The 13,552-nt window shown below is 33.7% G+C and carries 12 protein-coding genes; all 12 read right to left on the bottom strand.

The annotated features are described in order from the left end of the window. Positions 1–177 precede the first annotated feature (177 nt). Entirely contained in the window at positions 178–687 is a 510-nt protein-coding gene (locus tag HMPREF2706_RS08450; RefSeq protein ID WP_049428491.1) for a YfcE family phosphodiesterase, read from the bottom strand. Continuing rightward, positions 680–1,267, bottom strand: a complete 588-nt coding sequence (locus HMPREF2706_RS08455) for an XTP/dITP diphosphatase (protein WP_030065269.1) — start codon at positions 1,265–1,267, stop codon at positions 680–682. Before HMPREF2706_RS08455 ends, HMPREF2706_RS08450 begins: the two co-directional genes overlap by 8 nt. Positions 1,268–1,288: 21 nt before the next feature. Further along, positions 1,289–2,089 carry a glutamate racemase gene (gene racE / locus HMPREF2706_RS08460; RefSeq protein ID WP_002435221.1) on the bottom strand — a complete coding sequence of 267 codons (801 nt, stop codon included), beginning with the start codon at positions 2,087–2,089 and terminating at the stop codon, positions 1,289–1,291. A gap of 207 nt (positions 2,090–2,296) precedes the next feature. Then, positions 2,297–3,133, bottom strand: coding sequence for a succinate dehydrogenase iron-sulfur subunit (gene sdhB / locus HMPREF2706_RS08465; protein ID WP_002435188.1), 837 nt, complete (start codon positions 3,131–3,133; stop codon positions 2,297–2,299). After that, complete coding sequence (gene sdhA / locus HMPREF2706_RS08470) at positions 3,133–4,899, bottom strand: succinate dehydrogenase flavoprotein subunit (RefSeq protein ID WP_002435075.1); 1,767 nt, start codon at positions 4,897–4,899, stop codon at positions 3,133–3,135. Before sdhA ends, sdhB begins: the two co-directional genes overlap by 1 nt. Positions 4,900–4,955: 56 nt before the next feature. Beyond that, positions 4,956–5,570: a succinate dehydrogenase cytochrome b558 subunit gene (locus tag HMPREF2706_RS08475; RefSeq protein ID WP_002435177.1), complete on the bottom strand. Its 615-nt coding sequence runs from the start codon at positions 5,568–5,570 to the stop codon at positions 4,956–4,958. Positions 5,571–5,953: 383 nt separating this feature from the next. Then, positions 5,954–7,738 (bottom strand): excinuclease ABC subunit UvrC, encoded by a 1,785-nt coding sequence (gene uvrC, locus HMPREF2706_RS08480; protein ID WP_070862319.1) that lies wholly within the window; start codon positions 7,736–7,738, stop codon positions 5,954–5,956. A 102-nt stretch (positions 7,739–7,840) separates the two neighbouring features. After that, complete coding sequence (trxA, locus tag HMPREF2706_RS08485; RefSeq protein WP_002435174.1) at positions 7,841–8,155, bottom strand: thioredoxin; 315 nt, start codon at positions 8,153–8,155, stop codon at positions 7,841–7,843. A 198-nt stretch (positions 8,156–8,353) separates the two neighbouring features. After that, positions 8,354–10,702, bottom strand: a complete 2,349-nt coding sequence (locus HMPREF2706_RS08490) for an endonuclease MutS2 (protein WP_030065264.1) — start codon at positions 10,700–10,702, stop codon at positions 8,354–8,356. 9 nt (positions 10,703–10,711) lie between these two features. Continuing rightward, entirely contained in the window at positions 10,712–12,424 is a 1,713-nt protein-coding gene (gene polX / locus HMPREF2706_RS08495) for a DNA polymerase/3'-5' exonuclease PolX (protein WP_049428487.1), read from the bottom strand. Positions 12,425–12,498: 74 nt separating this feature from the next. Beyond that, the gene (locus HMPREF2706_RS08500; protein ID WP_030065259.1) at positions 12,499–13,020 is read right to left on the bottom strand and encodes a CvpA family protein; all 522 of its coding nucleotides are present in this window, start codon (positions 13,018–13,020) and stop codon (positions 12,499–12,501) included. Then, the gene (gene zapA, locus HMPREF2706_RS08505) at positions 13,021–13,287 is read right to left on the bottom strand and encodes a cell division protein ZapA (RefSeq protein WP_002435154.1); all 267 of its coding nucleotides are present in this window, start codon (positions 13,285–13,287) and stop codon (positions 13,021–13,023) included. Positions 13,288–13,552 lie beyond the last annotated feature (265 nt).

Raw genomic sequence — 13,552 nt, forward strand, 5'->3', positions numbered from 1 at the left:
CTATCTTTTAATTACTTAAATATCGCTCTTCTAAAAAGAAAATGCATAACAATCATTAAATCCGTTAAAATTTTCCATTATTTGTGCCTAACTGTATTTAAACAATGCTAAAGTGTCGTAATCTAAAAAAATACCTACCCATTTACGGGCAGGTATCATTTTATAATGCTTATCTGTTTAAATATTTATCATAACTGTATCTATTATTTTATTTTCTCTATTTCTAAAATTTAGTTCAGCCTGTGAGCCGGTATCATTAATAATAAGTTCAGCAAATGTTTCTTCTATATTACTGCGTGATTGTGAGATGCTACCTGGATTAATAACATGTACTCCAGCAATATACTCATATTTAGCAACATGAGTATGTCCATAAAATGCAAATTGGCAAGATAGAGATTTTGCTTTTTCAGCAAGTTTCATACGCGTACGATTGACATCGTAAAAATGTCCATGTGTGTAAAAAGCTTTCATACCCTCTTCTTCAATTATCTCTTCTTCAGGAAATTCAGGATAAAAATCACAGTTGCCTTTAACACGATGATATAGACTTAATTCCGTATCATTATATTGAAACTCCGAATCACCTAGATGTAGAAAGGCATCAGCATCTTGATGCTTTTCAAACACGTGATACAAAATCCCTGATTCATTATGATTATCACTAATAATAATCCACTTACTCATTTTGACCACCTTCTAGATACGCTTTCAACAGTTGAATCGCATTTCCTCTGTGACTTATCTCACTTTTCTCTTCGTCAGTAAGTTCTGCCATTGTTCTCTTTTTATCAGGCACAAAGAAGATTGGATCATAACCAAATCCATGAGTCCCTTGTCTTGCATGAGTAATTTCACCAGAAACTGTGCCTTTAAATGTTTTAGTTTCTTCACCTGGTGCACTCATACTAATCACACAAACAAATTGTGCTCGTCGATCAGATTCATTCTCTAAATTAGCCAATAGCTTATCAATATTAGCATCATCACTTTTATCTAGTCCTGCATATCTTGCTGAATAGACACCTGGTTCACCTTTAAGTGCGAACACTTCAAGTCCACTATCATCAGCAATCACACGCTTATTTAACACCTTGGCTGCAGCTTCTGATTTTAATTTAGCATTCTCTTCAAATGTAGTACCTGTTTCCTCAACATCGAAATTTGGTAAAAGTTCAGAAATACCTATGACATTATCTTCTTTGAAAATAACTTTAAAGTCATTAATTTTACCTTTGTTATTCGATGCAATGACAATATCTGACATAACTATACTTACTCCCTTCTCTTACTCACCTACTGTAATTTGTTCAACTTGTACATTCATTTTAAGCCATTCGGCAATAATATTTTTGATATGTGTGGTATCACCAGTCGCAAAGAATCGATGTTTTGGATGTTCTGTATAACTCGCATGTTCATTACTAAACGTTAATAACGCACTTACTTCACGTGCAGTTTCTAATCCTGAAGAAATTACAGTTTTTTCACCATCAAAATAATCATAAATAGGTTTGTATAATAGAGGATAATGCGTACAACCTAAAATTACAGTATCAGCATCACTGTTTCTCCATTGTTTTAATGTCTGATGAATAACAATACTTGTGATAGTTGGGTCATTATATCTCATTTGTTCAACTAACGGTACAAAACCTGGACATGCCACACCATAAACATTGACGTTAGGATTAATCTTTTTAATATGAGTACGATAAGCTTCTGATTTAATTGTACCTTCAGTTCCTAATACTAAAACATTTTGATTTTTAGTCGTCATAATCGCAGTTCGTGCACCTGGTTCAATAACTCCAATAACAGGAATAGGCAACAATGTTTGTAAATGCTCTAATGCAACAGCTGTTGCTGTATTACAAGCAATGACTAACATTTTTATATCAAATTCCATTAATTTTTGAGCAATTTCTGTAGTAAACTGTTTAACTTCATCCCCAGGTCTAGGTCCATAAGGGCATCGTCCAATATCACCAAGATAATATATCGTCTCATTTGGTAATTGTCTCATGATTTCTTTGGCTACCGTTAAACCTCCCACACCTGAGTCGATAACACCTATAGGTTTATTCATATATCTTCATCCTTATTTTTTCAGTTAACCTTTATTTTATCACAATGGACTTATACTGTTTATTATTACGAATCTAGTTTTACTTTCTATTTTGAAAATGATTTCTAAGAAGCATACTAATTTAAAAAGACACTCATATTGATGGGAAATTTTTTTTAAACAAAAAACGACTAAGACTTTAACGTCTTAGTCGTAATATAATCGATATTAATCTACTTTATGGTCAGAACCGAAGAATGATTTAAACATATGGAATGATGTTTCTCTGTTTAAAGCTGCGATAGAAGTTGTCAATGGAATACCTTTAGGACAAGCATTCACACAGTTTTGAGAGTTACCACATTCTTGTAAACCACCAGTGCTCATTAAAGCATCTAAACGTTCATCTTTAGTCATTGAACCAGTTGGATGTAAGTCGAATAAACGCACTTGAGAAATCGCTTGAGCCCCAACGAATTTGTTATTAGGCGTTACATTTGGACATACTTCCAAGCAAACACCACATGTCATACATTTAGATAATTCGTAAGCTGTTTGACGTTTTTTCTCTGGCATACGTGGTCCAGGACCTAAATCGTACGTACCATCAATTGGAATCCAAGCTTTCATTCGTTTTAAGTTGTCGAACATTCTTGAACGGTCAACTTGTAAGTCACGAATAACTGGGAACGTACTCATAGGTTCTAAACGGATAGGTTGTTCTAATTGGTCAACGATTGCTGAACAAGATTGTCTTGCGCGACCATTGATAACCATTGAACAAGCTCCGCATACTTCTTCAAGACAGTTCATATCCCAAGTGACTGGAGTCGTCTTCTCACCTTTAGCATTAACAGGGTTACGTCTAATCTCCATTAAACATGCGATAACATTTAAATTCTCTTTGTAAGGAATTTCAAAAGTTTCCTCATATGGTTTAGATTCGTTATTGTCCTGTCTTTTAATGATTAATTTAACTGTTTTTTGATTAGATTGTTGATTCTGTTCTTTTGTTTGTTGATTACCTTGAGTTTCTGGAGTTTCTTTTACTGATTGTTCAGCCATTATTTTTTACCTCCCTTAGACTTACTAGTGTAATCACGTTTACGTGGTGGAATTAAACTTACATCAACTGGCTCGTAAGTAAATTCTGGTTTTTCAGTTCTACCTCTATAATGAGCCATTGTAGTTTTTAACCATTCATCATCATTACGATCTGGGAATTCAGGTTTGTAGTGTGCACCACGAGATTCATTACGGTTGTAAGCCCCAATAGTAATAACACGTGCTAATACTAGCATATTCCATAATTGACGAGTGAAGAATACGGCTTGGTTACTCCAAGTTTGTGTATCTTCCATATCGATATCTTCATAACGTTTCATCAATTCTTGGATTTTCTTATCTGTTTCTAATAATTTATCATTTTCACGTACAACTGTTACGTTAGCTGTCATAATTTCACCTAACTCACGGTGAAGTTTATAAGCATTTTCAGTACCACGCATATTTAACAGCTTGTCAAAACGTTCTTGTTCTTCTTTAACGCGTTTTTCATAAATACTGTCGTCTAACTCTGAATAAGAAGTTTCGATGTTTTGAACATATTTAACTGCGTTAGGACCTGCAACAGTACCACCATAAATTGCAGATAATAAAGAATTAGCTCCTAAACGGTTACCGCCATGTTGAGAGAAATCACACTCACCAGCAGCGAATAGACCTTTGATATTTGTCATTTGATCATAGTCTACATATAGTCCACCCATTGAGTAGTGTACAGCTGGGAAGATTTTCATTGGTACTTTACGAGGATCATCACCTGTGAATTTTTCATAGATCTCAATGATACCACCTAATTTAACGTCTAATTCATGTGGATCTTTATGAGATAAATCGAGATATACCATGTTCTCGCCGTTGATACCTAATTTTTGGTTAATACATACATCAAAAATTTCACGCGTTGCGATATCACGTGGTACTAAGTTACCATAATCTGGGTATTTCTCTTCTAAGAAGTACCAAGGTTTACCATCTTTATATGTCCAAATACGTCCACCTTCCCCACGAGCTGATTCACTCATAAGACGTAATTTGTCATCTCCAGGAATAGCTGTTGGATGGATTTGAATAAACTCACCATTAGCATAAATTGCACCTTCTTGATAAACAATTGATGCTGCAGATCCTGTATTAATCATTGAGTTTGTTGTTTTACCGAAGATGATACCAGGACCACCTGTAGCCATGATAACTGCATCTGATCCAAATGATTGAATTTCTGATGTTGTCATATTCTGAGCAACGATACCTCTTGCTGCATCTTCATCATCTTTAACGATACCTAGGAATTCCCAGCCTTCGTATTTAGTTACTAATCCATCTACTTCATAAGAACGAACTTGTTCATCTAAAGCGTATAATAATTGTTGTCCTGTTGTAGCACCGGCAAATGCAGTTCTGTGATATAACGTACCACCAAAACGTCTGAAATCTAATAAACCTTCATTTGTTCTACTAAACATTACGCCCATACGGTCTAATAAGTGTATAATTTTTGGTGCTGCTTCAGCCATCGCTTTTACTGGTGGTTGGTTAGCTAAGAAGTCTCCCCCATATACTGTGTCGTCAAAGTGAATCCACGGAGAATCTCCTTCACCTTTAGTATTAACCGCACCATTAATGCCCCCCTGGGCACAAACAGAGTGCGAACGTTTTACAGGTACTAATGAGAATAAATCTACATGTGCACCTTGTTCTGCCGCTTTAATTGTTGACATCAGACCGGCAAGTCCTCCACCGACAACAATAACTTTTTTCTCTGCCATAGAAATGTCACTCCCCTGATATTAAAAATCTAAGACTTATGTTGAAATCATCGTTGTTACATAAATGCGATAATAGCTGATACACCGATATAAGAAACCACTAAGAATACAATTAAAGAAATCCAAGTGAATACGCGTTGAGATTTTTTAGATTGTAAAAAGCCCCACGTAACACAGAATGACCATAAACCATTTGCAAAGTGGAATACTACCGCAATGATACAAATGATATAGAAAATTGCCCATAATGGATTTTTTAACGTTTCATGCATCATGTCGTAATCTACTGCTTTACCGAAAAATGCTTTCTGTAAGCGTGTTTGCCATAAGTGCATCGCAATGAAAATGAAAGCTAAAATACCACTTACACGTTGGAAGAAAAACATCCAGTTTCTAAATAAAGAATAATGACCGATGTTTTCTTTTGCAGTAAATGCGATATGTAGTCCAAAAAGTCCATGGTATAGCAATGGAATATAAATAAGTAAAAATTCTACCACAATTAAGAATGGTAATGATTCCATGAAACCAGATGCTTTATTGAAAGCCTCTGCGCCTTGTGTTGCTTGATGGTTTACCAATAAGTGAACAATTAAGAATGCACCAATTGGGATAATACCTAATAACGAATGTAGTCGTCTAAGGTAAAATTCGTTTTTTGATTGAGCCAAAAGGAGTCCCCCCTGTGAAACAAATATTTAAATTTGCTAATTCCCAGAAAATTGTATGCAATATGCCCTGAAATTCCATATAAAAGACTAGCTTACATTTACTTCTTTATTTGGTACTTGTACGTGTAAACACTTTAATTAAATGAGAAATAAATCCACACAAGTATGGCTTAAAAAAGTAAAAGGCTAGTGATTATAAAGAATTCTTTAATAAAGATGTGACGACTCATAGTTGAAGTTACCAACACTTAATTGATAACATTTCTCATTTAGAAAACGCTTCCACACAACCTTAAAAAAATTAGCTTTTGTTAACCATATTGTAACATTTTTTATACTACTTTTGGGCATGAGAATAATTCTCATGCCCATTTTTTTGAAATTTATTTATTTTGTAGTGCTTTTTGTAGGTTTTTAGCAACTTTTTCAGGTAGGCCTGCACCTTTTAAATCATCTAAATTGGCTTCCTTCATTTTCTTAATTGACCCAAAAGTTCTTAAAAGTGTAGTTTTTCTCTTGGCGCCAATACCATCTATATCGTCTAAGACTGATTTAAGTCCTGTTTTTTGTCGAGTTTGTCTATGGAACGTTATCGCAAAACGATGTACCTCATCTTGAATTCTATGGAGTAAGTAAAAGGCTTGGCTGTTTTTCTTCAACGGTACAATTTCAGCACTTGCTCCATAGAGTAATTCAGATGTTTGGTGTTTGTCGTTCTTTTGAAGTCCTGCAACTGGAATGTCTAAGCCTAATTCATTTTCAAGGACATCCATCACACCGTTCATATGACCTTTACCACCATCAACAATAATTAAATCTGGTAAGGGTAAGCCCTCATTTAAAACGCGCGTATAACGCCGACGTACTACTTCTCTCATCGATTTATAATCATCAGGCCCTTCTACGGTTTTAATTTTATATTTACGGTATCCTTTTTTATCTGGTTTACCATCTACAAAGGTCACCATTGCAGAAACAGGATCCACACCTTGAATATTGGAATTATCAAAAGCTTCTATTCTAATAGGAGTTTGAATTCCCATGCGTTCTCCTAACTCTTCTATAGCTTTAATAGTTCTAGATTCATCTCTTGCAATTAACTCGAATTTATTTTCAAGTTGCACTTCAGCATTGTGATTAGCTAAATCAACCATTTCTTTCTTAGCCCCACGAGAAGGTTGAACAATCTTTGTATCTACAACTGAATGAATCATATCTTTATCAAGGTTCTTTGGAACATGAACTTCCTTAGGTAAGATATGTTGATTTAAGCTATAGAATTGTCCTATGAAAGTATAAAACTCTTCTTCCTCTGATTGTTGTATCGGTATCATTGTTGCATCTCGTTTTATCATATTTCCTTGTCTAATGAAGAAAACTTGTACACACATCCACCCCTTAGAAACGTTATATCCAAAGACATCTCTAATTGTATTATCAGTAGACATAATTTTTTGTTTTTTCGTTAAGTTATGAATATGTTGAATCATATCACGATACTCTTTCGCTTGTTCAAAGTCTAAATCTTCACTAGCTTTTGTCATTCTGCTCTCTAAATTATGAATAATCGTTTTATCTTCACCATTTAGAAAATCCGTAATTTCTTTAGTCATTTGTGCATATTTATCTAAATCAACATCATAAACACACGGCCCCATACATTGGCCTATATGATAGTATAAGCACAGTTTATCAGGCATATTATCACATTTTCTAAAAGGATAAATACGATCTAACAATTTCTTTGTTTCTTGAGCAGAATACGCATTAGGATAAGGACCGAAGTATTTTCCAGTTCCTTTTTTCACAGTGCGTGTAACAATCAGTCTTGGATGCTTTTCTTTTGTGATTTTAATAAAAGGGTAACTTTTGTCGTCTTTAAGTAAAATATTGTAACGCGGTTGATATTGTTTAATTAAATTTAATTCTAGTAATAAAGATTCAGTCTCACTTGAAGTCACAATGAATTCAAAGTTTCGTATCTCACTAACAAGGCGGGTCGTCTTAGCATCATGTGCACCAGTAAAGTAAGAACGTAGACGATTTCTTAATTTTTTTGCTTTACCTACATAAATCAATTGGTCATTTCTATCTTTCATTAAATAGCAACCAGGTTCTAACGGCACTACATTCAATTTTTCCTTAATTTTCTTTTGATAGTCCTCCAATTTTTTCCTCCTTTCTTTTAATTTTTATAATTACTATTTATAAACTAAATAAAGCTGGAGCATTTACATAATGAAATGCCCCAGTCTTAAGTCATATAATTCTTATAGATGTTTATCTAATACTTCTGCTAAGTTTTCTTTTGGTTGGAAACCTACAACTTTATCAACTGGTTGACCATCTTTAAACACGATTAAAGTTGGAATACTCATTACTTCGTATTTTGCAGCAGTTGATGGGTTTTCATCAACATCTAATTTTAAAATATCAGCTTTACCGTCATAATCTCCGGCTAACTCCTCTAGTACTGGAGCGATCATTTTACAAGGTCCGCACCAAGTAGCCCAGAAGTCTACTAATTTAACGCCAGATTCAATTTTAGTATCGAAATCAGAGTCAGTTACTTTTACGATTGCCATAAATGCCAATCCTCCTTAATTTTTAAATGATGAGCAAATTATAACAGACTTTAATAACAACTGCATTGCTATTGCTCAATTAAAGTATGATTATCTCATTTGCTTCATCACATCATTTTATTAACTAATAATACTGGGTTTATTGTACGTTATTTTCTCAAAAAATCAAATGCAGTGCTTGAATTAATCAATCATTAATCATTTGAGTTCTGCAACCGTTACGCCAAATCCACCTTCACTAGGCATACCACCTCTAAATTTGCTGACACTTTTATGTTTTTTTAAATGCTGTTGAACACCTTTTTGAAGCGCGCCTGTGCCTTTACCATGAATAATGTAAACTTGCTCATAATTACTTAAAACTGCTTGATCTAGATATTGATCTAATTCTATTAGTGCTTCCTCATAACGATATCCTCTTAAATCAAGTTCAGTCTTAATCGTTTGTCTATTTTGACGTGTAACCATTTTAGCTGGTTTTTCTTTTTTCTTCTTCGTTTTCTCTAAATCTTCAATAGGTAATTTCATTTTAATGATACCCATTTGCACAACTGCTTCATCTTCACCAACAAGTTCAAGCACCTCACCTTTTTGACCATATGAGAGCACTTTCACTTCATCACCAGCGTTAATTTTATCGTATTTTTTCTTCTGAACACTTTGTTTAATTGACTTCGCTTCATATTGGTCATCTAATTGTTTTTTCTTATCAATTAATTCATGTTCTTTAACTTCTGCACCTTTGTTGTCACGTAAATCTCTTAATTCTTTAAGAATTGTATCCGCTTCTTTAGTCGCAGATTTAACACGTTGATTCGCTTTTTCTTTCGCTTCATTCATCAATGATTGTTCATAGTTTTGATATTGTTGATATTGCTTCGCAAGGGCATCGTGAGTTTCTTGAGCTTCACGAACAAGTCGATCTAGTTCAATACGTTGTTCATCTACACGCTTAGAATTTCTTTCTAAAGATTCTATCATTGAGTTAATTTCTTGTTCATCTGTACCAATCATTGTTTTAGCTTTATTAATGATATTGAGGCCAAGTCCCAACTTTTTAGAAATATCGAATGCGTTTGAACGCCCAGGTACGCCCATGAGCAATTTATAGGTTGGGCTTAACGTATCAACATTGAACTCCACACTAGCATTCATGACACCTTCGCGATTATAACTATATGCTTTTAACTCTGGGTAATGGGTTGTTGCCATAACAAGTGATCCTAGGTTGCGAACGTAATCTAGGATACTCATTGCTAACGCTGCACCTTCACTAGGATCAGTCCCTGCGCCCAATTCATCAAATAATATTAAGCTATTTTTATCTGCTTCATGTAAGATTTCAACAATATTCTTCATATGAGATGAGAAAGTTGATAAAGACTGTTCAATTGATTGTTCATCGCCTATATCGCAGTATACATTTTCGAAAATACTTAATTGACTGCCATCAAGCGTTGGTATTAATAAACCAGATTGTGCCATGACAATAATAAGTCCAAGTGTCTTTAAAGTAACAGTCTTACCGCCTGTATTTGGCCCTGTAATAATCACCGTTTCAACATCATCGATAAATTCAATCGTATTTGAAACGACAGTTTCTTTATCTAATAATGGATGAAACGCGTTGGGAAGATAAACCGTTCTCTCTTTCTTAAAAGTAGGTTTCGTTCCCTTAATCGAACGTGCATAACGTGCTTTAGCAATTAAGAAATCAATTTGCCCCATCACTGATTCAGCTATAAGTATGGAATCGACTTCTACAGCTACTTGACCGGTCAACTCAGTAAGAATACGTTCGCGTTCCACAGCCTCATCGTTACGCAAACGACTGATTTGATTATTCATCTCTACAACTGAACTGGGTTCAATATAAAGAGTTTGTCCAGATGCTGATTGATCATGCACAATACCATTAAAATCTTGACGATATTCCGCTTTAACTGGAATTACGTTACGGTCATTTCTAACTGTGACAATGGCATCAGATAACTTCTTTTGATTGCTCTGACTTTTAACAATACGATCTAAATTCTGACGTATTCGTTGATTAGTACTAGAAATTTTGCTTCTAATACCTTGTAGTGCATAACTTGCATGGTCATATAAATCATAAGTATCACATTTATCTTTGATTTCTTGAAATAAATCAGTTAGTACCGGAAGCTGACTCATCTTTTCATCTAATATCGGGTACTTTACTTCTTCATCTTCTTCTAAGAGTTGGTTGTAAAACGTCTTAAATTGATTTTGAACTTGAATGAGTCGTTTAATTACATTCAATTCAGTCACATTTAGAACGCCACCTATATTCGCTCTATGAATAAGTGGTGATACCTTAGCTAAACCACTTAAACTTGGTAATCGATGTTTATTGTATATTTGAGAAATTTCATCAGTTTCATTGATTTGAAATTCAACAGTTTCAAATTCAGTTGCTGGTGTCATTGCATCTACTTTTTCACGACCTAAATCACTTATTGTTTCATCCGCAACAAAGGATTTAATCTTGTCGAATTCCAAAACATCTAATGTCTTTTGTCTCATGCAATCCCTCTATTTCTTTAATTTAATATTATTTTCAACGAGTGATTTAAACTCTTCTCGTGATAACGCATTGATCACTCTATCTTTTGTTACAAAACCTTTTTGAGCCGTAGCCACACCGTACTTCATAAACTCTAAATGATTCGTATGGTGTGCATCTGTATTAATTGTTAACTTAACGTTAGGATATTTACGTACAGTCTCAGCATTTAAATCTAAACGTTTAGGATTCGCGTTAATTTCTAATATCGTATTTGTTTCTTCAGCTAATTTCATTAATTTTTCTATATTAGGTTTATAACCAGGTCGTCGTCCAATGATTCGACCCGTCGGATGCGCAATATGACGCACGTATGGATTTTTACAAGCTACTTCTAAACGTTTCATAATCTCATCTTCAGATTGATTGAAACTTTGATGGATAGCAGCTATCACATAATCAAGTTGTGCTAAGACTTCGTCATCATAATCAAGTGAACCATCTGGTAATATATCCATTTCTGTACCAGAATAAATATCAATTTCATCATATTCTTCATTTAACTTTTTGATTTCTTCATTTTGTCTTAAGAGACGCTCTACCTGTAAACCATTTGCAACTTTCAAACTTTGTGAGTGGTCTGTGATTACCATGAATTGATAACCTTTAGCAATATTTGCTTCTACCATTTCTCTAATTGAAAAAGCACCATCACTATACGTTGTATGCATATGAATATCACCATTAATATCCTCTAAAGAAATGATATCACTTAAATCTTTATCAAATTCACTGCCATCTTCTCGCATTGCAGGTGCAATCCAATTTACGTCAAAATGGTGATAAATCTCTTCTTCACTTTGAAATTGCAGTAATGTACCATCAGCTTTTTCTATACCATATTCACTTACTTTTTCGTTACGTTCTTTAGCTAATTGTCGAATACGGATGTTATGGTCTTTAGAACCGGTAAAGTGTTGAAGCGTATGGTAGAAGGCTTTAGGCTCAATTAATCTAAAATCTACACCTATCGTCTCATCATCATAAGATAACTCTAAAGATACTTTAGTATCCCCAACTGCTACTTCTTTTACTTTGTTAGGAATATCAAGCAATTGCTGTTGAACTTCTAGAGGTTGTTCCGTACTAATAATGAAGTCTAAATCTTTACTCATTTCTTTATAACGTCTAAAACTTCCAGCAGAAGAATAATTATCTACATGTTTAAGCTTTTTAATGAAATCAATAATTTCATTATTCAGACCTCTCATTTGATCAATCGGATAACTGTCTTTTTTGGCTCCTAGTGCTTTAACTGCTTCTAAAATATTCTGTTCAGTCTTCTTTGCGAAGCCACTTAGTTTACTGACTTCACCTTCTTCACAAGCTTTCTGTAAACTTTCTTTATCAATAATATGAAGTTCTTTATAAAGTTTAGCGATTTTCTTACTACCTAGACCTTGAATTTTTAATAAAGGGACTAATCCTTCAGGTACTTCCTCTTTGAGGGCTTGTAAGGTGCTAGACTCACCTTGATTTCTAAATTCGTTGATAACTTCGCCCACACCTTTACCGATACCCTTAAGCTCGGTAACATCCTCAATTTCATCTAAAGGACGCTCATCTATTTCCAAACTTTGAGCTGCTTTTCGATAGGCAGATACTTTAAACGTGTTTTCCCCTTTTAACTCCATATATGTTGCTATTTTTTCTAACAATTGAATTACATCTTTTTTAGTCATATACATCTCTCCATAAAAAGAAGACCAGGACACAACATTAAAGTTAGCTCTAGTCCTGACCTTATATAATTAGTTTATAAATTTAAAATAACCTGTGATACGTATGGTAAATTTAAAATTATCCTTTTACATATTAACGATTGTGCTATTTGATTTTGAATTAATGGCTCGGGATATAATGAAATAAAATATAGTCCAATTTGAATCACAATTAAGCTCATTATTAAACCTAGAATAATTCCTATAATTCGACTAACTAATTGATGTTTCTGATACGCTACTATATTATCAAATGTAACAATAATTAGATACAAAATAAGCTTAGCTAGCGTAGCTAAAATAATGAATGCAACAATATTTTCAAATCGTTGTTGCAATTGATTAAAATGAATTGCATAAGCTGTGTCATATGCTACCGTTTTAGGAAATGGTACAAACACAATCAGCCTTTGCGCTATAGGCTTATAAAACTGAGATGCAATCCATAATGATACGATTGAAGAAATAAAATGTAGTGTCGACAACCACGTCCCCCTACGGAAACCAATCATCATAAAGTAGAAAATCAATATAATGACAACTAAATCAACAACCATCTAATCTTCACTTTGTTTAAATTGATTGATTTCTTGTTGTAATCGACGATTTTCTTCTTCTAGTAAAACTTTCTCATGCATAATATTTACCGCTGTTAAAATCGATTTACGAGTAGTATCTAAGCCTGCGGATTTTTGACCTAATTCTTGCATTTTCTCATCTACAAGATGTGCAACATAACGAATATGCTCAGGACTGTCATCGCCAATGATTGTGAAATGTTGATCGTTGATCGTAACATTTATTCTATTTTTAAATTCACTCATGTTTAATTGCTCCTGACCTAATATTTAAATGATTTTAACTTTCTATAATTTAAAACTTCAAGATTTTTTCTTAATCTTGAAAATAAATAGCTATATGATTTAACTTCAATTTTTACTTATCAACACACATTATACATGAGAGTAAAAAATTATGTAAGTAGCTATTATCAAACAATTTAAGACATCATATCATGTTAAATCATTTAATAGTTATATTGTTATATTCATCAATGAGATAGAAAATGAAATTTGATAGAATATATGA

It is taken from the genome of Staphylococcus sp. HMSC067F07 (assembly GCF_001837405.1).
GTDB classification, from domain to species: domain Bacteria; phylum Bacillota; class Bacilli; order Staphylococcales; family Staphylococcaceae; genus Staphylococcus; species Staphylococcus capitis.

Coding starts and splice junctions, on each gene's coding strand:
- HMPREF2706_RS08450 (WP_049428491.1), bottom strand. CDS start 687: ATGAGTAAGTGGATTATTATTAGTGATAATCATAATGAATCAGGGATT.
- HMPREF2706_RS08455 (WP_030065269.1), bottom strand. CDS start 1,267: ATGTCAGATATTGTCATTGCATCGAATAACAAAGGTAAAATTAATGAC.
- racE (WP_002435221.1), bottom strand. CDS start 2,089: ATGAATAAACCTATAGGTGTTATCGACTCAGGTGTGGGAGGTTTAACG.
- sdhB (WP_002435188.1), bottom strand. CDS start 3,133: ATGGCTGAACAATCAGTAAAAGAAACTCCAGAAACTCAAGGTAATCAA.
- sdhA (WP_002435075.1), bottom strand. CDS start 4,899: ATGGCAGAGAAAAAAGTTATTGTTGTCGGTGGAGGACTTGCCGGTCTG.
- trxA (WP_002435174.1), bottom strand. CDS start 8,155: ATGGCAATCGTAAAAGTAACTGACTCTGATTTCGATACTAAAATTGAA.
- HMPREF2706_RS08490 (WP_030065264.1), bottom strand. CDS start 10,702: ATGAGACAAAAGACATTAGATGTTTTGGAATTCGACAAGATTAAATCC.
- polX (WP_049428487.1), bottom strand. CDS start 12,424: ATGACTAAAAAAGATGTAATTCAATTGTTAGAAAAAATAGCAACATAT.
- HMPREF2706_RS08500 (WP_030065259.1), bottom strand. CDS start 13,020: ATGGTTGTTGATTTAGTTGTCATTATATTGATTTTCTACTTTATGATG.
- zapA (WP_002435154.1), bottom strand. CDS start 13,287: ATGAGTGAATTTAAAAATAGAATAAATGTTACGATCAACGATCAACAT.